Source organism: Salinicoccus sediminis (genome assembly GCF_000986795.1).
Classification (GTDB): Bacteria; Bacillota; Bacilli; order Staphylococcales; family Salinicoccaceae; genus Salinicoccus; species Salinicoccus sediminis.
In genome coordinates, this window is record NZ_LAYZ01000003.1 from 115,275 (window position 1) to 139,935 (window position 24,661).

At 39.8% G+C, this 24,661-nt stretch carries 22 protein-coding genes and 1 riboswitch; of the genes, 12 read left to right on the top strand and 10 right to left on the bottom strand.

The genetic code is table 11. The features are described 5' to 3' along the window. Positions 1-15: 15 nt before the first annotated feature. Positions 16-1,116, bottom strand: coding sequence for a general stress protein (locus tag WN59_RS06775; RefSeq protein ID WP_046514764.1), 1,101 nt, complete (start codon positions 1,114-1,116; stop codon positions 16-18). Positions 1,117-1,433: 317 nt separating this feature from the next. On the opposite strand from WN59_RS06775, the gene WN59_RS06780 reads away from it, so the two are divergent. Then, complete coding sequence (locus tag WN59_RS06780) at positions 1,434-2,087, top strand: YfbU family protein (protein ID WP_082099210.1); 654 nt, start codon at positions 1,434-1,436, stop codon at positions 2,085-2,087. 28 nt (positions 2,088-2,115) lie between these two features. Here the strand turns inward: WN59_RS06780 and WN59_RS06785 are convergent, their stop codons facing one another. Next, the gene (locus tag WN59_RS06785) at positions 2,116-2,505 is read right to left on the bottom strand and encodes a general stress protein (RefSeq protein ID WP_046514770.1); all 390 of its coding nucleotides are present in this window, start codon (positions 2,503-2,505) and stop codon (positions 2,116-2,118) included. Between the two features lie 147 nt (positions 2,506-2,652). Next, positions 2,653-2,753: riboswitch (purine riboswitch) on the top strand. 80 nt (positions 2,754-2,833) lie between these two features. On the opposite strand from WN59_RS06785, the gene guaB reads away from it, so the two are divergent. Together guaB and guaA are read left to right on the top strand one after the other, a co-directional pair. Then, positions 2,834-4,303: an IMP dehydrogenase gene (gene guaB, locus WN59_RS06790; protein WP_046514773.1), complete on the top strand. Its 1,470-nt coding sequence runs from the start codon at positions 2,834-2,836 to the stop codon at positions 4,301-4,303. 18 nt (positions 4,304-4,321) lie between these two features. Next, on the top strand, positions 4,322-5,866 hold the full coding sequence (guaA, locus tag WN59_RS06795) for a glutamine-hydrolyzing GMP synthase (RefSeq protein WP_046514776.1): 1,545 nt from the start codon (positions 4,322-4,324) through the stop codon (positions 5,864-5,866). Between the two features lie 360 nt (positions 5,867-6,226). On the opposite strand, the gene WN59_RS06800 is transcribed toward guaA, so the two are convergent. The 3 genes from WN59_RS06800 to WN59_RS06810 all read right to left on the bottom strand — a co-directional run bounded on the left by WN59_RS06800 (position 6,227) and on the right by WN59_RS06810 (position 9,223). Then, positions 6,227-6,613: a site-specific DNA-methyltransferase gene (locus WN59_RS06800; RefSeq protein ID WP_046514779.1), complete on the bottom strand. Its 387-nt coding sequence runs from the start codon at positions 6,611-6,613 to the stop codon at positions 6,227-6,229. A 99-nt stretch (positions 6,614-6,712) separates the two neighbouring features. Then, positions 6,713-8,476: an ATP-dependent nuclease gene (locus tag WN59_RS06805; protein ID WP_046514784.1), complete on the bottom strand. Its 1,764-nt coding sequence runs from the start codon at positions 8,474-8,476 to the stop codon at positions 6,713-6,715. A gap of 183 nt (positions 8,477-8,659) precedes the next feature. Beyond that, positions 8,660-9,223: a recombinase family protein gene (locus WN59_RS06810; RefSeq protein ID WP_046514787.1), complete on the bottom strand. Its 564-nt coding sequence runs from the start codon at positions 9,221-9,223 to the stop codon at positions 8,660-8,662. A gap of 611 nt (positions 9,224-9,834) precedes the next feature. Between WN59_RS06810 and resA the strand changes: the two genes are divergently transcribed. The 4 genes from resA (at position 9,835) to WN59_RS06830 (ending at position 14,132) form a co-directional block, all read left to right on the top strand. Continuing rightward, positions 9,835-10,365 (top strand): thiol-disulfide oxidoreductase ResA, encoded by a 531-nt coding sequence (gene resA / locus WN59_RS06815; protein WP_046514921.1) that lies wholly within the window; start codon positions 9,835-9,837, stop codon positions 10,363-10,365. A gap of 12 nt (positions 10,366-10,377) precedes the next feature. Continuing rightward, positions 10,378-12,009 carry a cytochrome c biogenesis protein ResB gene (locus WN59_RS06820; RefSeq protein WP_046514790.1) on the top strand — a complete coding sequence of 544 codons (1,632 nt, stop codon included), beginning with the start codon at positions 10,378-10,380 and terminating at the stop codon, positions 12,007-12,009. A 6-nt stretch (positions 12,010-12,015) separates the two neighbouring features. Then, positions 12,016-13,215 (top strand): c-type cytochrome biogenesis protein CcsB, encoded by a 1,200-nt coding sequence (gene ccsB / locus WN59_RS06825; protein ID WP_046514793.1) that lies wholly within the window; start codon positions 12,016-12,018, stop codon positions 13,213-13,215. 380 nt (positions 13,216-13,595) lie between these two features. After that, positions 13,596-14,132 (top strand): SCO family protein, encoded by a 537-nt coding sequence (locus WN59_RS06830; RefSeq protein ID WP_231577157.1) that lies wholly within the window; start codon positions 13,596-13,598, stop codon positions 14,130-14,132. A 242-nt stretch (positions 14,133-14,374) separates the two neighbouring features. On the opposite strand, the gene WN59_RS06835 is transcribed toward WN59_RS06830, so the two are convergent. Next, positions 14,375-15,079 carry a cytochrome c biogenesis CcdA family protein gene (locus WN59_RS06835; protein WP_046514800.1) on the bottom strand — a complete coding sequence of 235 codons (705 nt, stop codon included), beginning with the start codon at positions 15,077-15,079 and terminating at the stop codon, positions 14,375-14,377. Positions 15,080-15,357: 278 nt separating this feature from the next. Between WN59_RS06835 and WN59_RS06840 the strand changes: the two genes are divergently transcribed. From WN59_RS06840 to WN59_RS06850, 3 genes are read left to right on the top strand one after another with little or no spacing between them, the layout of a single operon-like run. Then, positions 15,358-15,726: an ArsR/SmtB family transcription factor gene (locus tag WN59_RS06840; RefSeq protein ID WP_046514804.1), complete on the top strand. Its 369-nt coding sequence runs from the start codon at positions 15,358-15,360 to the stop codon at positions 15,724-15,726. Then, entirely contained in the window at positions 15,719-18,187 is a 2,469-nt protein-coding gene (locus WN59_RS06845) for a heavy metal translocating P-type ATPase (protein ID WP_046514809.1), read from the top strand. The genes WN59_RS06840 and WN59_RS06845 overlap by 8 nt, the downstream gene beginning before the upstream one ends. Continuing rightward, positions 18,184-18,804 (top strand): CadD family cadmium resistance transporter, encoded by a 621-nt coding sequence (locus WN59_RS06850; protein WP_046514812.1) that lies wholly within the window; start codon positions 18,184-18,186, stop codon positions 18,802-18,804. Before WN59_RS06845 ends, WN59_RS06850 begins: the two co-directional genes overlap by 4 nt. Positions 18,805-19,126: 322 nt before the next feature. Here WN59_RS06850 and WN59_RS06855 read toward each other — a convergent pair whose 3' ends face one another. The 4 genes from WN59_RS06855 to WN59_RS13540 form a co-directional block, all read right to left on the bottom strand. Continuing rightward, positions 19,127-20,197 (bottom strand): copper resistance D family protein, encoded by a 1,071-nt coding sequence (locus tag WN59_RS06855; RefSeq protein WP_156172409.1) that lies wholly within the window; start codon positions 20,195-20,197, stop codon positions 19,127-19,129. A 76-nt stretch (positions 20,198-20,273) separates the two neighbouring features. Beyond that, complete coding sequence (locus WN59_RS06860) at positions 20,274-20,909, bottom strand: copper resistance CopC family protein (protein WP_046514820.1); 636 nt, start codon at positions 20,907-20,909, stop codon at positions 20,274-20,276. 178 nt (positions 20,910-21,087) lie between these two features. Further along, entirely contained in the window at positions 21,088-22,017 is a 930-nt protein-coding gene (locus WN59_RS06865; RefSeq protein ID WP_026867174.1) for a cation diffusion facilitator family transporter, read from the bottom strand. 77 nt (positions 22,018-22,094) lie between these two features. Further along, complete coding sequence (locus WN59_RS13540) at positions 22,095-22,415, bottom strand: ArsR/SmtB family transcription factor (protein ID WP_026867173.1); 321 nt, start codon at positions 22,413-22,415, stop codon at positions 22,095-22,097. A 706-nt stretch (positions 22,416-23,121) separates the two neighbouring features. Between WN59_RS13540 and WN59_RS06870 the strand changes: the two genes are divergently transcribed. Together WN59_RS06870 and WN59_RS06875 are read left to right on the top strand one after the other, a co-directional pair. Next, positions 23,122-23,397, top strand: a complete 276-nt coding sequence (locus tag WN59_RS06870) for a hypothetical protein (protein WP_046514829.1) — start codon at positions 23,122-23,124, stop codon at positions 23,395-23,397. Positions 23,398-23,905: 508 nt separating this feature from the next. Continuing rightward, a complete protein-coding gene (locus tag WN59_RS06875; protein ID WP_046514832.1) occupies positions 23,906-24,412 on the top strand; it encodes an NUDIX hydrolase in 507 nt (168 codons plus the stop codon). Positions 24,413-24,661: the final 249 nt, after the last annotated feature.

The following is a 24,661-nucleotide window of genomic DNA, read 5'->3' on the forward strand; positions in this document are numbered from 1 at the left end:
ACCGGCCTGTTCATATCATCGTTCCTCATCATTGAGCCTGATGACCTGTTCGCCGTTAACGTCATTTTTGAAGCTGTAGTCCCTGTCTTTCTCATCAGGGTTTTTATCGATCAGTTCACGGCTGTCCTCCTCAGGACTTAGCTCTTCTTCAGGTGAAACCTCTTCGGCAAGCTCAGGATGGTTATGGGTGTCGACCAGGTGCTGGTTTCTCCGGTTATCCATCTTATACTCATTGATGACGGTGTCCTTGTTGCCGAAGTCGAAGTCATCACGGCTGTTTTTGAGGTAATCCGGTTCCTTATGGTGCTCGATTTTTTCTGTATCGGTTTCTTCCCTGTCAGTCTCGACAGACGGATCCACTGCGATGTGTTCATCAGTGCCCTCGCCATACGCGAGCTGTTCATCATCTTCCACCAATTTGCTGCTGTGGTCATGGGCTACACGGGATTTGTCCAACGTGACCCCTTCCTCGTTTGCCGGATTATGGATCTGTCCGGAAGAATCTTCATGCGGATCGTCATATGCACCGCTGGCCGTTTCCTTGTATGAAGTATCTTCAGGACTGGCTGTGCCATCATCCTGATTGACATTGCCTTCATTTTCCCGGGAAATATCCTGTCCGGATGATCCGCCGGCTTCTGTCCTTTCCGCAATATCATCCTGTGCTGTGACGCCCGCAACACCTGCAGCGCCGGCTGTTCCGGCCGCCGTCATATTCGCAGCATCCTCCCTGGTCTGTTCGTCAGGCTGCAGCGTATCCTCAGTATCATCCGCCACAGGCTCTTTGGCAATTGCTCCGGAGCCTTCCGCCTTCACATAGAGAAGGATGTTGCCGCGATCGAGTTCATCTTTGAATTTCTGTTCCTCCTGATTGTCGAGATCAAGACCGGCGATGACACGGTCTTTTGAATCATCTGATGAAAAGAACGACACGATTTTGTCCCACGCAGTGCCTTCTGCCGATTTGATATTGATATTCGTGTATTCGAAAGAAGACTTTTCAAGAGGGTTTTTGGAAACTACAGTGATGGATTCTTCCTGTATGCCGTCGATTTTCAATTGTTCTATCCTGCCGAGCAGTTCGTCTTCATTTTGATATGTTTCGATATTTCGCATGATTGATTCCTCCAGTTTTCGTCATAATATTCATCTACGGATTTCAATCTGGTATATATTAAATATCTACCCTGAACCGCTCAATGTAAACTATCATGCGATACTACGCGTTCTTCCGAAGGGGTGGTGAAAATATGGAACCCAGAAACAGAATATTTTACCAAAATTGATTTTAATATGTAAAAGAGGATATAAATGCTGGTATTAATAATTTAGTTGGTATACTATTAAAATATAATTACTGGATCAACCATCAAATTAAGGAGATGTATGGATACTGGTTTCAGGTTTTAACAACTAAATTATGAAGGCGGAGAATGAAATTGCAAAGTCTTGAAAATTCAGCAATACGTCTATTAATGTTCAATCAGTACAAAATCATGAGTTTATTAGGCAGAAACGATGAAGGGGATTCTTATGATTACTACCAGGACATCATCGTAAATGGCATTGAAAAGAAATATCCGGTGCTTTTGGAGTCGATCAGTTTCGGCGGGGCAGGTGTCCCGATCAAAGTATCGGAGGATGTGGAACTGATACTGGAGATTTTCTGCAAAATCCAGGGTTCGATCCGGAAACTGGATGATGAAATCCAACGGGACATAAAAAAGGAATATCATATATATTTTGATGGATTTGATGCTGGTAATAATATCGAACAACCATATTATACCTATTATGAATTTTTAAATAAATACAAAGAAGGGAAGCTGCCCCAAAAAGGTAATGGAGAAAGCGGACTGACGCTGCACCATTACAACCAAATGATGAACAGCTATATGAAACATGGTTCAGATGAAACATTGGATGAAGATAAAATCAGGAGCATATGCATCAGAAAAGGGGAAGAGGCAGGCGTTTCCGAAGCCATCCTTGTGGATTTCACAGACCCCGGCACTTCCCTTCCCCTTCAGCTGGTCAAAGAGGATAAGACATATCATCTGGAACCAAAACAGGCCGATACGGAGTAACATCCGTACGGCCTGTTTTCTTTATGGGTCATCTGTCATCGTTGTCTGTCAGATCCGCCTCTGAGGAAGCAGCGGTGCCTTCAGCCTCCTCGGCGCGCGTCTGCAGGACATCATCGTCATAATAGATCAGGTAGTTCCCCTCGCTGACCTTGAACAGGTATTTTTCGATTTCATCTTCCCCGAGTTCGAAGTTGTTAAGGAACCTTTCGGCAGGTTCATTGTTGGAGAGTATCTCCCGCAGACCCCTTTCATGAGTTGCGTGGGCGTGGAAGTTGACCTCTGTATAATCCAGAGCCTTGAATTCCATATCGTCCCGTCCGATGAGATGGATATCCTCTTCGTAGTAATCTTCGTCCTTCAGCTGCTCTATCCGGTTAAGTACAGCCTCCTGATCATCATACAGCTCGAAATAATTCATAAATGCACCCTCCTGTGAGACTTCTCTTAAGTATATTGGACTATTCCCCCGGCCCTTTCTTTCCAAACACTTCCGGGCTATAATACAGAGTGTAAAGAAAGCCGAAAACCTTGTTGTATCCGCGCCGCTTTTTTGTTATCATATATAATTAATTATTTTATTTCATTTCATATAATCATAATAATATGGATTATGAGTTTCTAGGCTTTACCTTAAATAAAGCTACTATGAAATTACAATTGGATACACGGTCACTGACTGTATTTTGATTGTTCCTATCATATATCTTTTTTAAGGGTGCAGGATTAAAAAATAGGAGGCAATAAGAATGTGGGAAAGGAAGTTTGAAAAAGAAGGTTTGACATTTGACGACGTGCTGCTGGTACCGGCACACTCAGAAATACTGCCGAAAGAGGTTTCACTGTCTGTCCGGCTGTCAGACAGCATCAAGCTGAATATACCGGTACTCAGCGCAGGGATGGATACGGTCACTGAATCTGCCATGGCGATTGCAATCGCAAGAGCAGGCGGACTCGGAGTCATCCACAAGAATATGTCCATCGAGCGCCAGCGTGACGAAGTCGAGAAGGTTAAACGTTCTGAAAATGGTGTCATAAAAGATCCGTTCTTCCTGACGAAGGAGGAGCAGGTGTTCGCAGCTGAGCATCTGATGGGCAAATATCGTATTTCCGGTGTGCCTATCGTGAATAATCCAAAAGAGAAGAAACTGATCGGCATCATCACCAACCGCGACCTCAGATTCATCGAAGACTACTCAAAACCGATCGATGATGTAATGACCAAGGAAAACCTGGTTACTGCGGGTGTCGGCACGACACTTGAGCAGGCTGCTGAAATACTGCAGAATCACAGAATCGAAAAACTTCCGCTTGTCGATGAAAGCAACATCTTGAAAGGGCTCATCACAATCAAAGATATAGAGAAAGTCATTGAATTCCCCGAAGCAGCCAAAGACAGCCAGGGGCGTCTGCTTGTCGCTGCGGCGATCGGCATCGCAAAAGAAACCGAAAAACGTGCAAAAGAGCTCGTTGAGGCGGGTGCGGATGCACTCGTCATCGATACTGCACACGGCCATTCCGCCGGTGTCCTTTCAGCCATCAGAGACATCCGTGACAAATTCCCTGAAGTCACATTGATTGCAGGAAATGTAGCCACTGCTGAAGGTACACGGGCATTGATAGAAGCCGGCGTGGACGTTGTCAAAGTGGGAATCGGGCCAGGTTCGATCTGTACCACCCGTGTCGTTTCAGGCGTCGGTGTGCCACAGATTACCGCCGTCTATGATGCTGCCACAGAAGCGCGCAGACACGGCAAGGCGATCATCGCCGACGGCGGCATCAAACTGTCCGGGGACATTGTCAAAGCTCTGGCAGCCGGCGGACATGCAGTAATGCTCGGCAGCCTGCTCGCAGGTACGACGGAATCACCGGGAGAAACGGAAATCTTCCAGGGAAGACGCTATAAGACATACCGGGGAATGGGGTCACTGGGGGCCATGGAGCAGGGCTCCAAAGACCGCTATTTCCAGGAGGATTCAGAAGCGAAGAAATTCGTTCCGGAAGGTATCGAAGGACGCACGGAATACAAAGGTCCGCTCAGCGATACTATCTATCAGCTTATGGGTGGTTTGAAATCCGGTATGGGTTATACGGGTTCTAAAGATCTTGAAGCATTGAGGGAAGAGGCACAGTTCATCAAGATTACAGGTGCGGGTATGATCGAAAGCCATCCGCATAATGTACAGATCACTAAAGAATCTCCAAACTACACTAGATAAGAAGGGAACAGTTGAAAGATGGAAATGGCGAAAGGGCAGGAACTTATTCTAGTCATCGATTACGGCAGCCAGTACAACCAGCTGATCACCCGCCGTATCAGGGATCTCGGGGTCTACAGTGAACTCCATAATCCAAGCATTACAATCGAAGAGATAAAAGCACTGAACCCGAAAGGCATCATACTCTCCGGCGGACCGAAATCCGTGTATGCAGATGATGCATACACCGCAGACCCGGCGATTTTCGAGCTGGGTGTGCCAGTGCTTGGCATATGCTACGGCATGCAGCTTTTGACCCAGATGCTCGGCGGTGAAGTTGTACCTTCAGACGAAAAGGAATTCGGGTCTACGGAGATCAATATCAATACAGAGTCCACGTTGTTCAAAGGCCTCTCTGAGATAGAGACCGTGCTCATGAGTCACAGCGACAAAGTGACGCGCATCCCCGATGCATTCGAGCAGATTGCCCAGACACCGCTTTGCAAATATGCAGGAATCAGGCATAAGGAAAAAGACATATACGGTGTCCAGTTCCATCCGGAATCCAAGCACTCTGTAAACGGTGATACATTCCTTAAAAACTTCATCCGCGATATTGCAGGATGCCATGGTGAATGGTCCATGGACAACTTCATCGACATCGAAGTCGCGAAGATCCGTGAACAGGTCGGCAACAGCAAGGTCATCTGTGCCATGAGTGGCGGCGTAGACTCCTCCGTTACAGCAGTGCTGATGCATAAGGCCATCGGCGACCAGCTGACATGCATCTTTGTCGATCATGGCCTGCTCCGCAAAGGTGAAGGCGACATGGTGATGGAACAGTTCGGAGAAGGCTTCAACATGAACATCATCAAGATCGATGCCAAAGACCGCTTCCTCGGAAAGCTCAAAGGAGTCTCCGATCCGGAGCAGAAACGCAAGATCATCGGCAATGAATTCATCTATGTATTCGACGACGAAGCCGCAAAACTAAGAGACGCGGATTTCCTGGCACAGGGTACGCTCTATACAGACATCATCGAGTCCGGCACAGAAACCGCCACGACGATCAAATCACACCACAACGTCGGCGGACTGCCGAAGGAAATGCAGTTCGATCTCATCGAGCCGCTCAACACTCTATTCAAAGATGAAGTCAGGCAGCTCGGCATCGAACTCGGCATCCCGGAGCACCTCGTGTGGAGACAGCCATTCCCCGGACCGGGGCTCGGCATCCGCGTACTCGGGGAAATTACAGAGGAAAAACTGGAAATCGTCAGAGAAAGCGACTGGATTCTGCGTGATGAAATCGCAAAAGCAGGACTCGATCGCGAAATTTGGCAGTATTTCACAGTCCTCCCCGACATCCGCTCCGTCGGCGTCATGGGCGACTACAGGACATACGACCATACAATAGGCATCCGCGCCGTAACCAGCATCGACGGCATGACAAGCGAGTTCGCCAAGATCGACTGGGACGTCCTCGAGCGCATCTCCAAACGGATAGTGAACGAAAGCAAGCACATCAACCGCGTCGTCTACGACATAACAAGCAAGCCACCGGCAACGATCGAGTGGGAATAACTAGATAATAATTATAAACCCTTTAACCATAGTGGTTAGAGGGTTATTTTGTGGTGATAGGACTATAAAAAGGGCGATTTGAGGGCAAATATAGAATATTTCAAAGACAGTAGGCTAATTTTTACATAAAAAAAGAGGCGACCGTCGCAATAGTCAGCCTCAAGTGCATTCCGCAGAGATGCACCGCTACTTGATTTTTATTGTACTCTAAATTTAAATGATTATCCAGGCTTATTGTAGCTACACACTCTCCATTTGTAATACACAATAAAAATCAAGAAAAAGATAAAATAATTGTTCTTGAAAAAAATAAAAATAATATTTATTTAGAGGACGAACCCACATTTTATAATGAGACCGTCAATAATTATGTGTAAATGAAGACATCCCTCCTTCTAGAACAGAATCTTTGTGTGGAAAATCGATAACAACATCTGTGTTGTATTTAAGATACTTTCCTTCACTCGTTAAACCAATTTCATTCGTATACTTTGTATAGCTGTTATCCCAATAGCTTTTGTATCTTAACATACTAATAAAATCTTCTATTTTAAACACTATCCCTGGTGACAATTGCAGTGAGTATGTATCTCTTATCAATACGTTCGATAGAAGCGCTTCTATTAATCTTTCATTGTAAGATCGTATATCTTCGATTACTTTATTTTTTAATAACGTATCTTCATGCCAATATTCAGGAAATCCTTTTAAAACTTCATTTATTTCTTGCTGGAGTTTTGTTTTCATAAAATCATTTCTCTCCGATCTTTTTCTCAGACTTGCTGTTAACTATGTTGTAGATAGTGCCTCTTAATCGAGCAGATCTTTAAAGATAACTTTATTACCTTATAGATTATTCCAACACTTTATTGTATTGACTAGTTTTTCTAGTTTACTTTTTAAGTCTAATATTTCTAAATCACTTTTATCCATAAACTCTATAAGCTTCCTAGCTTTATCTGGTTTACTCGTGCTGTAATTATCCTTATTCCCTTGCTCTATCAAATAGTCTCCAATATTTTCGTATTTTCCAATCTGTCTTGTTACTGTATATTTACTACCTAGAGTATTCTCAGACAAATAGTTTTCTATTTCTCTTCCTTCTGTAATCCATACAAACTTATCGTTATTCTCAAATTCTTTTTTTATTCTTTTCTTTGTCTGATTGATATGTTTTTTAGGTTTACTTCTATCACTGTCTATTACAATCGCTGCATTTCTATTAGTCAAAAGAAGGTTTATTAAATTAGTTTCCTCATAATCTGTTAATTTTTCAAAGTTAGTATTACCAGAAAGATGGGAAAGCAACTTTCCACCATAGAACATTATTTGATAATGTTTGTTTTCGACCAATGCGCCATCTGTAATTAACTCTATCCATTTGTTGATATATATTCTATCTGAGGGGCCCTCTACCCAAATAATTCCATTCGACTGCAAGAGATCACTGGCCTTTATTTCGAGATCATTGAATATATTATCACTATCTAAAGAACTTAATAACGTGGCAGTGTAAACAAGGTTGTCTTTTTTAAAGACATGAACTAATTGAGCCTTTTCTTCTTGTAATACCATATCTATGGGCACATTGGAATGTGTTGTTATAAATACAAATTGCTCATACTTCTTTGCCCATTCAAATATGTATCGATGTAAGTTCCTTTGAATTGCCGGGTGCAGATTGTTTTCCAACTCTTCAAATATAACAATATGAGTTTTTTCAGTATTACACTCTAATAATAACTTTATCAACACTAACAAGACTGTTCTAAGTCCACTGCCTGAATCTGATAGCGATATAGGTGGCTTTCCCTTTTCATGAAGAAATATCTCCCATAGTTGGGATTCATCCTCATCACGACTAACATCTTGTATCGATATTCTGCTGAATTCAATATCATTCATCATGATTCGATTAAGAGCATTCAACATGTCGACTTCTACTACATTGCTGTCTTTATCTGCCTTGTTCAAATAATTTTGTATTATGTTAGTTGCCCCGGTGCCATCTGGATTCACTTGTAAAACATTGGTTGGTGGTTCCGGTTTTAAATCTCGATCAGCAGATAACTCAACTACTTCTTTCTTCATTTCTTTGGGAATTATAGAATAAATAAATCCATTTAAATAACTATTTAATAGTTCTTTATGCTTTTCATTTTTACTAAAAAATGTACCATAACATTCTAATTCCAATTTTTGTGGGTGGCGAACTATATTCTGTTTACCATTAAAAAAGGAATCATCTAAGGTGAATTTTACTTTTTTATCTACCAAAAATTCAAAGTCTTTCCTATTAAAGTGATAATAACCTCTATCATAGTAACCTGTTATACTACCACTCTTGTTAACCAAAAGACTATTAACGTTTATAATTCCGTCTATATCTTTTTCATTAAGGCGATAATAAAAAGCGATGTCTTCTGTATTAAACCCAAAACTCGCCAATGTCTTTAAAGACTCTTGAGCTTTTACAGATTCTAAGAGAGCAGTCTTACCAATGTTGTTTTTACCGATAATAACATTAACATTCTTTATATCATCTAAACCTACAAAATGGTTATTTGAGAAGTTTTTGTAGCCTTTAAATTTTATGCTTATAATATAAATCTCCTCCTATTATTTACAATTAAAATATAAAATTAATATTCCCATAATGTAAATAATGAAATAATTGATATAGGATGTCTACTAGACCCTGTATCTGACCTTAATCACATTATAATTTAATATCTTGTGCCTGTTTATGTGACTTGTCCTCTATTAATGTATCAATCTTGTCATCCTGACACTCTAACTATTCAAGGAATGGTGATTGATCACGTTATATATGGTCCCCTTTGAGACCCCAGTCAGCTTCATAATCTCCTTAATAGAGTGCTGTTTACTTTGGTACAGGGATACAATCAATGCTACTTTCTCTTGTGTAATCCGGGGACGCCCCCCAATCCGACCCCGTGCACGGGCTGCATCCAATCCTTTCTTGGTTCTTTCACTGAGTAGATTCGCCTCCAGTTCCGCGAAGCCACTCATCATGGTAAAGAACATTTTCCCCATCGCATCTCTTGTATTAATGTTCATATCAATAATTTCCAACTCTATATTATTATTTTCAAGGTGTTGGGACAAATCGATTAGTTGTCTCGTGGTCCGCCCCAATCGATCCAATTTCGTGATGACCAGGGTGTCGCCTGATCGCAAGTAATCCAGACAGTTATCCAATTCGGTTCTCTTATATTTGCGCCCACTGACCTTTTCCGAAAAGATGCGCTCACACCCGACCGATTTCAATGCATCGATTTGACTATTCAAGTTCTGATCCCCGGTACTGACCCGCGCATAGCCCACTTTTGCCATGTTTTAGCTCCTTTACAGTCCATTTTATCGCATGAAACATGCACTATCTCCCAGTTCCACTTCACAAAACTGGTCTCACAGTGCATGGTATCGTTCAAAAACTCATGTACTTTTGAATAATATGTAAATTGATTATTATACATGTTTTTGGACTCAATCTATATGAATAAAGGACGATTTCACGCATACATCAAATCGTCCAATTAACGGTCGTTGTTTGGAATTTCATCCTTTCTATAAATATATTAAACCTCTCCTCTAATTCCGAAAATTGAATCATACTTTGATGTGATTATGTTATACAAATAATTATAAGAAATGAAATTCATGTTCCCAACAGAAATCGAATCAGTTCATCATTTTCAGTTATAATAATTATTCTTAATCTGATTGTCTATCTAATTAATATTGCATTCAGATGATATTTCCAGACCTTTATTCCACTATTTTATTACTTACGCTTTTCCCGATATTTCTCCTTAAAAAATCACAATTGAAAGACTAGAATGAGAAAAATTTGGTCTTACAATTGTCATGACACTGTCATACAGGATACATTTATAGAATGCTATAATGAAGCCATGAATCAGAATGACAGGCAGGTGATAAATATGAAGGGACGTACACGCAATATCCTCAGGGTAAGTATCATAGTGACCATCGCCCTGCTCATCGGGATTACACTGTGGTTCAACTTGACTTCAGGGACAAAAGCTGTCGAAGTCGGTGATGAAGCTGTGGACTTCAAACTGACGACACTTGAAGGGGAGGAGATCCAGTTGTCCAAGCTGACCGAAGATAAAGGCGTCATCTTGAATTTCTGGGGCACGTGGTGTAAACCGTGCCGGGAAGAAATGCCGGATATGAATGACATCTATACACAGGGACATGAGGATTATGAAATCGTCGCTGTTAATGTAGCCGAAAACGAGCAGCAGATTCGCCAGTTCATCTCTGGACTCAGCGCTGATCTTGAATTCCCCATCGCACTGGATCGTGAAAAAAGTGTGACGGACGCCTATAACATTGGTCCATTACCAACGACCATTGCTGTAAACAAAGAAGGCATCGTCGTCAAAAAGCAGGAATATCAACTTACTAAAGAAGATATTTCGACATTTATCAGTGAATCCACAGAATAGGATGAATAAGCAATGGAGCTAAAAGAAATAAAATGTGAATCATGCGGTCACATCAATCCACCCGGCACACAGCTTTGTCAGTCCTGCGGCAAGATGATTGACAGTGACTACGACCAGAATAAAATCAAAGACCTGATGAGATATGACGGCAGTGCCGTTAGGTCAAAGACGAGATCGAAAAGTATTTTTGACAGGATATGGATCTTCTTCACTTCTGTCAAAGTCGGTGTGTCCATCATACTGGCCATTACCGTTGCGGCTGCCATCGGGACAATCTTTCCTCAGGAATACTACATACCAATCGGTGTCGATCCGGGCGAACATTATCAGGAAAACTACGGAACACTTGGGTATCTCTACTACTCAATGGGATTTCATAATCTATATTCCTCCTGGTGGTTCTTGGTCCTCAACGGTCTGCTGGCATTATCCATCATCGCAGCAAGCATAGACCGCGGGATACCGCTGTTCAAATCGCTGAGCAGGCAACATGTCAAGAAGCATGGTAGCTTTTTTCGCAGACAGCGTCTATTTCTGAATACGGAACGTCCTGCCGATACCAGCAGCCTTATTGATGCATTTTCAAGAAAACGCTACAAAGTGAGGCAGGATGGGGACAGCTATCTGCTCGAGAAGGGGCGCCTCTCACGCTATGGCCCCTATATCAATCACATGGGGTTGATCCTCCTGCTTTTCGGTAGTATGTTAAGGTTTTTTCCTGGAATGTATGTAGACGAAATCCTCTATCTCAAAGAAGGGGAAACGGAAGAAATACCGACTACCCAAGGACAATATTATGTCAAAAATGAACGCTTCGTCATTGACACATATGATAAAGAAGATGGTGAAGTTTTCCAGCAGGCACTTTCGGAAGGGTCAGACCTTGTCAGTAACTTTCAGACTGACATCGTATTCTATAAGAATAATAGTACTGACATCGCCGGATCCTCACCAGACCTCGAAGAAATTGACGAATACAGCATCCGTGTAAATCACCCGTTCAGTTTTGGTTCTTATGAGTTATATCAATCGAGTTATGACAATTCCCAACTTAAGGCGATGACTTTCAGAGTGGAGGATTCATCAGGCAATACAATCGGTGATAATTTCACCATTAATCTGGATAATCCGGAATCACAATTTGCTGTCTCTGAGGATATTAGCGTCAATATGAGAGCGTATTCGCCTGATTTCCTTGAAGTGGCTGACAATGGAACGCTCGTTTCGGCGACGCCTGTACCGACGAATCCCGCTTTCGTATTCGAAGTCATAAATGGGCAGGAAAGCGAATTAAGCCTCTTGCAGATTATGAACAGCACTGATATAACGGCAAATAATGAATACAACATCAGGTTCGTCGGTGCTGAAGAACACGTTGCCAGTGTTCTTACAGTTAAAAAAGATTATACGATACCATTCATCGCCACCGGGTTCGTCATCTTTTTGATTGGCCTCTCAGTTGGTTCCTATATCAACCATAGAAGGATATGGATCAGAGCAGACGGTGATCTCATGTTCGCAGCACATACCAACAAAAACTATTTTGGCATGAAACGGGAAATAAATGAAGTGCTGGAATCCAATGGTTTCGAGGCAGTCAATGACAAATTGGACGAAGAAGACAACGACAAAAACAAGGAGTAATATTATATGGCATCTCAACTTGTATCAATCAGTAGTACGCTGCTCTATGCAGCTTTTATACTATACCTCATCGCGATGCTGCCCCTGGCGGCAAGTATCAAGTCAAAGTCAGATAAGCTTGTCAAGATTGCCATCACCATGGTGATTACAGGCTTTGTCCTGCAACTGACCTATTTCATTTTAAGATGGATTGCCCAGGGACATGCACCCGTATCGAACATGTATGAATTCATCACCATGTTCGCCATCATGATCATCGGCGGCTACCTGATTACATATTTCTATTTCAGGACTAAGCTGTTCGGCCTGTTCGCGCTTCCGGTCTCCATGCTTCTCATGGCATACGGCAGCATGTTCTCCAGAGAAGTGGAACCACTGATTCCTGCCCTGCAGAGTAACTGGCTCGCCATTCATGTCATTACAGTCACATTGGCTTATGGCATACTGTCGATGAGTGCCGTCGCCGGCCTGATCTATCTGTTGAAGGCTGTCCCGGCGGATGAAAAATCTTGGCGTGCACGATTTTTGGAAGCAATCATGGCGGGTATAGTGACAGTGCTTGTCTTCATTGCGACAACAGTGCTCATGCAGAATGTAATCGGCTACCAGGATGACTTCCTCTACCAGGATAAGCAGGGACAGAATCAGATTGCTGAATATCATCTGCCGAGTCTCATCAATTTCGAGGGGGCTGTGCCTGTAGAACATATGGGAGAGAACAACTATGAGGAAGCAAATCATTTCCATAGTGGCATCGAATTGCCGCCGCTCATCGATTCACAGAAACTGAACACCGTTCTCTGGTCCTTTCTGCTTGGTTTGATGGTGTATGGAATTATACGCCTCATTCTGAGAAAACGGATCATCGCAGTGCTGAAACCATGGTCCAACAGGGCAGACCTCAACCTTATGGATGAAATCGGCTACCGTTCGGTCATCATCGGCTTCCCGATTTTTGCACTCGGCGGCATATTCTTTGCTTCCATATGGGCACAAATTGCCTGGAGTCGATTCTGGGGTTGGGATCCCAAAGAGACATGGGCATTTATTACGTTCATGTTCTATACCATCTTCCTGCACCTTAGGCTCAACCGGGGATATGAAGGTGAAAAATCGGCATGGTTGGCCATCATCGGATTCCTGCTCATCCTTTTCAACCTGATTGCCATCAATCTGCTAGTTGCAGGACTCCATTCCTACGCATAACGCAATAGCACATGAAAAGAATTGATTTTTCAATTTTCCAGTAAATCATATGATAGTGCTGAACAGTGCACGTATGTGCGATATCTCATGATAAAGAGTGCAGTGAAATGGAATGAGAATAAGAAATAGTGGACTTATATACTGAATCTATCGGTAATATCAAATGAAAGAAACCGTGTAAATTTATTGAGGGTTCAATACCAATGCCCCGCCCCACAAACTTTTCACAACAAGTTGGATTTCGGCCTTGCTCATAATCAATTATTTGTTATGATTAAAAGAAATTTAAATTGGAGATCTGTCAGATGATAAAAATGTTGTTTTCTGTTGTAATTTTATCGATGATTCTATCTGCATGTAATACCTCTGACGTTGAAGTGATGTCTAGATACGGAAATAATATAGATGACTTTGAAGTTACAGATGAGAATGACGAGACATTTACAAGAGAGGATATGGAAGGCAAAGTTTGGCTGCTTGATTTCATATTCACCAACTGTGCCACTGTATGTCCACCTATGACAGCCAATATGACTCGGGTGGTCAATGAACTGGAAGATAGGGGGGTGGAAGACTACGGTGTAGTCAGTTTTACGGTAGATCCTGAAACCGATACACCCAAAGTATTGACAAATTATCTTTCGTACTATGATGTACCGGAAGATACAGAATGGAAATTGCTTAGCGAATATGATTATGATTTCATCAGAGGATTCGCTGAAAAGAATTTTAAAACCATCGTCGCTCCGCCGCCAAAAGGCAGCAACCAGGTTACACACGCCACCAGCTTTTACCTGATCGATCAGAACGGCAAAGTCATTAAGGACTATCCCGGCCTTGATCAGGGAGATTCAGAATTTCCACTTTCTGATATTGTGTCCGATGTAGAGATGCTCTCTCAGGAGGAATCACAATAATTTCTAACAGGGCCGAGAGGTTCTGTTTTTTTAATTCAACATAAAAAAGTGTGCATCAATGAATGCACACTCTCTTAATATTAGATTGATATACGTCAAATAACTTCACTTGATTTTAGATGGAAATTATTTGACGCTTATTTTTCTTCATTTTTAAAGGCTATTCTTTATCTTAAAACTATTTTCATAAAAATATTTATTTTAAGACGTTATTATAAATATTATATTCTCCATATTTATAGCTAAAAACCCTGGAAGTCGCCAAAGAATGGCTGCAGCCAAATAATAATTTGAGTCAGCCCATCAAAATAGAGCAGGATACCCATCAATATCATTATGACTCCGCCAATCTTCATAAGTATATTAGAGTATTTCAGCATCCAGCGTGTACGGGATACAAAGAAACTCAAAATGAAAAATGGTACTGCAAACCCAAAACAATAGACAACCATTAGAGTTAAAGCATCGTTAGGATCAGTAGCACTCATTGCGAAAATAGCACCTATAATAGGCCCATTACATGGTGTCCATCCAGCACCAAATGCCGTACCGATAAAAATTGAACCAATAAACCCTGATGGTCTATTTTTGAATTGTATTTTTCTGTCTTTCATAAGAAAATTGAAGTTTAATATGCCAGCAATAATCAATCCAAACAAAATGATTAAAATAGAACCGAGCTGTCTAATTAAATTTGCATGCTCAATTAATAAGCCGCCCAAAAATGCCGTACCAAAACCAAGTGCAATATATACTAGACTGAATCCAACGAGAAAGAAAAGTGTATGTAATATTGCTCTTGCATTGAATGTTCGATTTTCCACTTCATTATAGCTCATGCCTGTTATATAAGAAATGAAAGCAGGGAACACCGGAAGCACACAGGGCGAGACAAAACTTAAAACACCGGCTCCGAATGCAAGGAGAAACGTCACTTCATTACCCAATAAAATACCCCCATTCACAGTCATTCTATCAGACATGAATGGAGTGATTATATAATTTATACCAATGCATGAGAACTTTCTATGACATTTGAGTTTGTTCATTCTGCAATTGGATCGCATTTTAAATCAGAAATTCAATAATGGGCTGAGGATATTGAGGGCTTTTCTGTAACGCTAGAATGTCTCATCTTTTTCTCTTCAATAAAGTATTGACTTGAATGATAAAGATATAAAGTTTATACTTTATTCAAGTTAAAATTTGAATGAAGAGGTGGATTATGAATAAGACAGAGGCTTGTGAAATTTTTTGTTATGATGAGGAAAAGGTGAATCGAATTCAGGAAGATATAGAAACTGTTGATATTTCTGGTGTTTCGGAGATGTTGAAATCCATTGCCGATGTAAACAGGGCAAAAATCACCTATGCCTTATGCCAGGATGAGGAATTATGTGTGTGTGATATCGCAAATATCCTGGGTATCACTGTCGCCAATGCATCCCATCATTTACGGACTCTTTATAAACAAGGGGTGGTTACCTTTAGAAAAGAGGGCAAACTCGCTTTCTATTCTTTGGAAGATCAACATATCAAAGAGATAATGATAATCGCTTTAACACACAGGAAAGAAGTGATGACCAATGTCTGATAGCATTGCAGAACTGACTAAGGAAGAGAAGAACATTTATCGCGTGCAAGGGTTTTCCTGTGCAAATTGCGCAGGAAAATTCGAGAAGAATGTGAAGCAACTGTCAGATGTTCAAGATGCGAAAGTGAATTTTGGTGCATCCAAAATCTCAGTTTATGGATCGGCAACAGTTGAAGAATTGGAAAAAGCAGGTGCATTTGAAAATTTAAAAGTGTCGCCTGAAAAGCCTAGACGTCAAGCGCAGCCAGAGATTAATAAAGAAAAGAATGTCTACCGTGTCCAAGGGTTTTCTTGTGCAAATTGTGCCGGGAAATTTGAGGGGAATGTAAAGAACTTACCAGATGTTCAAGATGCAAAAGTGAATTTCGGTGCGTCGAAAATTTCTGTTTATGGGTCGGCAACAGTTGAAGAATTGGAAAAAGCAGGGGCATTTGAAAATCTCAAAGTGTCACCTGAGAATGTTCAAGAAGACAATAGAGAGGACAAATCAGAAAAGGAAGCCCTTATTCCGTTTTATAAAAAACACAGTACTCTGCTCTATTCGCTACTATTTATCGCTTTCGGTTTTATTTCCATGTTTGTGAATGGCAATGACAATATTCTTACGCCGTTGCTATTCATCACTTCCATGCTCGTTGGTGGAACTTCAATGCTGAAAACGGGTCTACAGAATTTAGTCCGGTTGGAATTTGATATGCGAACTTTGATGACCGTCGCAGTGATTGGCGGTGTCATCATCGGAGAATGGGCCGAGGTCGCCATTGTCGTAATCCTGTTTGCCATCAGCGAAGCGTTGGAGCGTTTCTCGATGGATCGGGCAAGGCAATCCATCAGTTCATTGATGGATATTGCCCCCAAAGAGGCACTTATCAAACGCAACGGGCAGGAAATGACGGTTCACGTCAATGATATTGCAGTGGGCGATATCATGATTGTTAAGCCGGGACAGAAAATTGCCATGGACGGTGTAATTGTCAATGGCTACTCTGCAATCAACCAGGCAGCAATCACAGGTGAATCGGTGCCGGTTGAAAAATCCCTCGATGATGAGGTGTTTGCAGGGACACTGAACGAAGAAGGCCTACTGGAAGTCAAAATCACTAAATTGGTTGAAGATACGACCATTGCCAAAATCATTCATCTGGTAGAAGAAGCACAGGGTGAACGTGCTCCTGCCCAGGCATTCATTGATAAATTCGCAAAATATTATACACCCATCATTATGGGTGTCGCAGTGCTGGTGGCGATTGTACCCCCGTTATTCTTCGGTGCCAGTTGGTCGACTTGGGTGTATCAAGGATTGGCAGTCCTTGTTGTAGGTTGCCCATGTGCATTGGTGATTTCCACACCGATATCGATTGTTTCAGCAATCGGAAATGCTGCCAAGAAAGGAATCCTTATAAAAGGCGGCGTCTATCTCGAAGAAATGGGTGGATTAAAAGCCATTGCATTTGATAAGACCGGCACACTCACAAAAGGCGTCCCGGTTGTAACCGATTATCGTTTAATCGACAATGCAACTGATGAAAAAGAAATGCTGTCAGTCATCACGGCGTTGGAAGATCGTTCCCAGCATCCATTGGCATCAGCCATCATAAAGAAAGCGGACAGCAACAATGTGCCTTATGCTGATATATCTGTCGAAGACTTTTCTTCCATTACAGGTAAAGGAATACGAGGCAAAGTCAATGGAGAGATGTATTACATTGGCAGCCCGGCATTGTTTAAAGAGATACAGGCATCCAATTTCAGTAATACAATCGAAAGAGATGTCAAAACACTTCAGGAACAAGGAAAAACGGTCATGATTGCAGGGACAGAAAACACCGTTCAGGCACTCATTGCAGTCGCGGATGAAGTACGCGAATCAAGTAAAGGAGTACTTCAGAAACTGCATCAGGCAGGCATCAAAAAAACAGTCATGCTTACGGGGGATAATCATAGTACTGCCAATGCGATTGGTAAACATGTCGGTGTCACAGATGTTCAATCGGAATTGCTCCCACAGGATAAATTGAATGTAATCAAGCAATTAAAAACTGAATATAACCATGTGGGAATGGTCGGTGATGGGGTCAATGATGCGCCAGCATTGGCAGCTTCTACTGTGGGTATCGCCATGGGCGGTGCCGGGACAGATACTGCCCTTGAAACAGCAGATGTCGCTTTAATGGGCGATGACCTGAAGAAACTGCCCTTTACCATTAAACTCAGCCGCAAAACATTGAACATCATCAAAGCGAATATCGCTTTTGCCATTGGCATCAAACTGATTGCTCTGTTGCTGGTCATCCCGGGGTGGCTGACACTTTGGATCGCAATTCTCTCGGATATGGGTGCGACATTGGTAGTTGCGCTCAATGGTATGAGACTCATGCGCGTGGAGGAAGATGAATCAGAGTTGAGTTCTTCCCGGATAAATACAAGGACTGATGTCAAAAAATTGGAGATGGAACAATGATTGTAACGGCATTCACAGCTGCTGCCGTCTATGTAGCGACAGGAATCGACTACCTCGTTATATTGATTCTTCTGTTTTCGCAAATCAAAAAGAGTAATCAAATAAAACATATTTGGATTGGACAATATATAGGGACAGTCATTATTATAGGCGCAAGTCTTCTGGTCGCATTGGGAGTAGCCAATTTTATTCCTCAACAATGGATGATCGGCCTGCTTGGATTGCTACCACTCTACCTGGGTATAAAAATATGGGTCAAAGGTGAAGAGGATGAAGATGAAGGTAATATTCTCTCCCTTTTCTCTTCAGGCAGGTTCAACCAATTATTCATAACAGTTACTTTCATTGTACTGGCTTCCAGTGCGGATGATTTTTCTATCTATATACCATATTTCACGACCTTGAATATGATGGAAATCATTGTTGCCATTATTGTTTTTCTGATAATGGTCGGTGTTCTATGTCTAATCAGCTATCGATTGGCTTCGTTGGATTTTGTCTCTGATAAAATCGAGAAATATAAACGTTGGATTGTTCCCATCGTTTTTATAGGATTAGGAATTTATATTATGTTTGAGAACGGTACATTTAATGCTTTGATTTCGCTTATCTCTTAAGGGGTTATATCTGAACTATATAATAATTAAAAAGATCTATTTTCAAACCTTAATTAAATCTACTCCTAATACACAATCACTTTGATTACTCTTGTCAAAGTGATTGTTTTTTGTTCTATGATCTCTTTAAATAAAAATAGACAGATGTTTTAATGGAAAGAAACAAATCCTTTACATTTAAATTTATCGTAATTGCTACCATAGTCATTGTGATATCGGTTATTGCAGGTGTCATAGATATATAGGCACTCATTATTAAAAGAGGTGCCATTGAATTGAAATGGCACCTCCTTTACTTATACATCGACTTATCTTACTGCACCTATTGCACACCTAAAATAATCCCAAGATAAATGGATACAGACATTAGGAAAGAGGAGAACGTAGAAGCGAAGACAGACTTCTTTCGTACAGCCGAGTATATAGTCAGTAATAAAAATAACAAACCTAAAGCAAACAGCAGGTAGTTTTCTAAACCAAATAACATAGTGACGTTAAATATGTCCTTCTGTTCAGCATTTTGAATGGTATTTACAATATCTCCATTGTAAAATAAGTTGAACAGGGGAGAAGCCCCCTCTGCTTTTATTAGACTATAAATTTGATGAGGCGGCCATGATTGTCCCATAAATGCTGTTATACCGAAGACAATTAGGGCATAAACACTTTCTAATTTCACCCATTTCAAAGGGTTGAATGAATTGCGATTATGATTCTTCCTAAACAAGATTCCATTAATTAAAGCGAATATTACAAGTGAAATAATAAACACATGCTTTAAAATCAACGCTTGGCCATAATTCACTATAAGACTGTTTTGATATTCCTGCAAAACAGAAGCATTTACATCATCATATGAATCAATATCAATCTCCATTGTAAAGTAACCTGTGACAATTGCCATTGTCAGACATATTATTGCAACGGGAGTAAACCACTTCAAAAATGAAGACCAATTTTGTTTATCTTTAGAAAACCAGCCGATTACAAAAAGGATTCCTATCCATATGGTAGTTGAGAGAAAATGAAGTGTATGCACAATAAAGCCTCGCCATTCAGTAATAGTCGAAGCATGAGCAGAATATGTATAACCCAACAACATCATCAAAGTCAGCGTCAGCGCCCATATTTTTAAATGCGGTTTTATCGTAAAGTGATTTGCTCTTAAAACAAAGAGAAGTATAACAGCAATAAAACTAATAAATAACCATGACTTTCCTATTTCAAAGGTTAATACTACAGTTTTCAAAGTAAACCAAAGACTCAGATCCGCTGATAGTAAGTAAGCAGTTTGAAAAATTGGGAAAAAGGCGGCTATGGGTATGGAAACAGCCGTTAAATACAGTAACTTTTTGGGTATGTACAAAGTTGTCTTTTTATCTCTCGGGACCATGTATAAAACCAAGGAACCGATGAGAACCGAGAAACAGATATATAATATAAATTCAGTCAAGGAAACTAAAAGCAATTCAACGCCCCTCCGATTTCTTCCGCTTATCCGCGAATATCCAAATAATCAATATAATACCTGACATAAGAAGAAAAATTATTATTACTATACTTAAAGAATCTTGTTCCTCCATATTCTTTGTTTCTTCATTAGATGTATCTTTTGATTCTGCTGCTTGATTATTAGATTTATTTTCTATTCTGGTGCTATCACTGTTCTGGTTATCTTTCTTCGGGGCTGTACCAATACCGTCTTTATTTTCTTCAGAATCATTCTGACTCATCTTATTCTTGGAGATTGAAAAAATATAGTTATTCTCAATCACATGTCCATCACTTCCAATTATTCTCCAATTTACCTTATAGGTTCCCGGGTCAAGAAAATCTTCAAATGTTACTTTCATAACATTACCTTCTATAGCAATTTTAGAAGGTTGAATCTCTTGATCATTTTCATTAATAAGAGAAAGGGTGCTTGCATTTTCAATTTTTGTACTAAAAGAGAGTTCCATTGTGTCTACACTTTCTTCAAGCTTTTCTCCACTTTTTGGATCAGCTGATTCTAAAACAGAGTGACCACTGGCTTCTTCAAATGGAATCGCAACGAATAACAGTGTGGCCACTGTAACCATAAATATTATTCTCAAATCAAACATGTATCATTCTCCTGTTCAAACTATCATATTTTATATAGCAATGATATCACTTAAACAATTAATACAATGTTTGCTATAAAAGTTGTAATGAAATCGTCAAATATATGGTAATGAAACGTGCTAAAAAAGCTGCCAGAATATAATGACAGCTTTTTTACAATCCAATATATTCTACTGTTTAATGTTCATGCTCCGGATTTTCATCCTTGCACATTACAGAATTTTTATGAGGATGATTTTCACTTTCCATCTGAATAGTTGCATGCCCAATATTCTCGTCTTCCAACTTTTGTTCAATTGTTCTCAGTATTTCTTCGCTTTCCTGAATAGGAATGGTGCCATCCACTACCACATGGCACGAGAGTGCATTTTGACCACTTGTTATACTCCATACATGCAAGTCATGCATGTTATTTACACCGGGAATGCGCTCTATGGTTCTAATCACTGCATCGATCTCAACATTTTTGGGTGTGCCTTCCATCAGTACATGAATGGAATCTTTTGTCACACGCCATCCGCTTATCAATACAAGCACTGCAACAATCACACTCGCCAACGGATCTGCCCAACCCCAGTTGAAGAAGATGATCATCAGCGCCGCAATAATGGCTCCTACTGAACCAAGCAGATCGCCCAGCACATGTAAAAATGCTGCACGTATGTTCAAGTTTTCCTTTGTATCTCCTCCTCGCATGAGGAGCCATGCTACAAGTATATTTACCAATAACCCAATGGTAGCAATTATCAACATGCCAGTAGAGGCCACTTCAGGTGGATTCGCAAAACGTTGATATGCCTCATAAAAAATGTAGATAGCAATCAGTACCAGAGTAACGCCATTAAATACTGCTGCAAGAATTTCAAATCGTTTGTATCCATATGTTTTACTATAATCGGCCGCTTTTTCTCCAAGTATAAAAGCCAACAATCCCACACCCAGCGAAATTGAATCACTTAACATATGTCCCGCATCAGCTAGTAAGGCGAGACTATTTGTCAGGAATCCTCCAATTGCTTCAATAATCATATAAACTGTGATAATTATGAAACTGATCATCAAGGTCTTTTTGTTCGCACCATGTGTATGGTCATGCTCCTGACTCATCCAATCCCCTCCTCTGAATATTTGCAGATCGATATATTAAATCGATTTATATATATAGTTCTTTCATATTTCTTTGGTCAGTGATGACAAGCGTGATCAATTGTTTCTTTCAACATGTTCATTACATGTGCATCGTCATGGGAATAATATAGAGTCGTCCCCGCTCTTCTATATTTGACCAAGCGTAAATTCTTCAAAAACCGTAATTGGTGGGAGACAGTAGATTGTCTTAAATGTAAGTTTTCAGCGATATCATTTACGGAATATTCTTTAAGAAACAGCAAATTTAGTATTCTGATTCGCGTCGGGTCACTTAATGCTTTAAAAGTCTGGGAAACAACAAATAAAGTTTCTTCATCAAGATCTTTATGATTAACCACTGTTTCGTTTTCTTCCATGTCTTTTATGATTACTCACCTCTCCCTATTTAAGTAGGTCTAATATTAATATTGGTATATCTATATATAGTCATATATTAAAAATATCTAGCATTATTGTCAAGCCTCTCATTCTAATTGATACACAATCGCAACTATCTTTTTCCTATCAATTATATTTATATTTTTTGATGTTATGTTATTAACGTCTATTTATGGTAGACCCTAAATAGACATTACAGAGATATTGATTACGCTGGTTTCCAAGTGTGTGATTAGGGTGTTTGATAAGATCATGCCAAAGAAGAAGTTTTATGAAGGTAGGCTTTGTGTGTATGTAATCATTTAATTAAAACTTAGATCAATCAATGGAAGTGTTAGAAAATTTGTACTGAGAAGATTTTTTAGAGAAATAATCCGGTTCTATCGTAAATGAACAACTTGTCTTTAAAGAAGTGAATCAAAAATTATGCTAAAATTATTACCATCAACCAGTTCAATTCTTTGCTGATAGCAAGGAAGGTGTAGAACTGACACATCAAAAAACCCCCAATCTACTAGCATAGAATGGGGGTTCAATAACACCATGAAACTGATTTTTGTTACTTATATTATATCATTCTGATTAATATATTCAAATGATAAATAAGAAGTTTGTAGTATCGGGTAACAACTATAGCAATTCAATAATACATTTATATAAATAAATTATTTGGTGGTGTGAATATTGGCAAAGAAAAAGGAGATTGTAAAATTTACAATTGATTTTGAGTTTACAGAGGGCGAAGATACAAATGCAGTAATATCAGATATTGTCAGCTTTCATGATGGACAAAATATTCATGAAAGAATGGAAAAGGCTGAGAGTGTCGCTGAGGATCTTGGGGAAGGTCTTAAAAATAAAATCATTGAAGATGAGTTTATATGTGTTGATATTACTTTTTTTCGTAGTAATTTAATTAAAGCATTTACATTAAAACCTGACTATGACAGTTTAAAATAAATGAATTTCAGGGCAATAAAAGGGCAAATAGCATTGGAATTTTTCTTAAGGAAATGATTGAGAAAGGTTGATTTAAAAGGATTTTTGTTAACCCCTGTAGAGGGGGAATTGGAGATCTTCATTGAGTGGGAATAACGATAAATAAAGAAGAAACCTTATGAAAACAATGTTCATAAGGTTTCTTTTTGTATTATTTTTAGTTTTAAGGGAAAACTCAGGATAAGAATTTTACATAATAGGAGAAATTCATAAAATATAGGCTAACAATGATATTACTTATATATAGCTCAGCCTCAATAATATTATTTTCAATGACAATTACTTCAAATTTACCAGAAGTCCCTGTCTTCTTTCAAATTTCAACTGTCTGATCTCCATTCGTTTAATCGCCTCCGGTATATTCATTACGTTTATGGTTCATTTCAGTATATGTAATTATTTGGTATAGTATGAGTATAACAAATTAATCTTAATTTTTAGAAATTTTTCAAAGGAACGAGTTATTACTATGGAGAAATGGGATGCTTACGACAGTAAGTTAAAAAAGTTGAATTTTGATTTAACTAGAGGAGAGAACATTCCTGATGATGTATTTCATTTGGTTTCAGAAGTGATAGTAATCAATCTAGATGGGAACTTTTTAGCCATGAAGAGAGATTATAATAAAGCGTCGTACCCCGGTTTTTATGAAGTATCAGCAGGTGGGAGTGTTTTAAAAGATGAAGACCCGACTGATGCTGCTAAAAGAGAGACACTGGAGGAGACAGGTATTAGAATAACGAGCTTAGAAAAACGGAACATCTATATTTTTGAAGAATACAATACCATTTTCGTCTCTTTTATTGCTCATGTGGATATTCCAAAGGACAGCATTGTTTTACAAGAAGATGAAACAATTAATTACAAGTGGATTTCCAATGAAGAAATATATTCCTTTTTGAGTTCTGATGCTTGTGTACCTGGTCGAAATCAAAGAACTATAAATGACCTTTTTGGGGTGACCCTAAATAAATAGTGTGATGGTGCTGATACTACTGAACTCAAAGTGTAAACAAGCCCGAAGCAATCTATAAAGGGAAATTGTTATATGCTAATATCTTCAAACGCAGCTACTATATCATCGTTTGGAAGCTCAATTGAACGCAGACATTTCGGTATCTCATATTGCAATATGAATGGATATTAAACGACAAATAATAACTTTAAAATACATAGGAGTTTTATTAAATGACGAATTGTAATATTAAGTGCAACACCTGAAAAA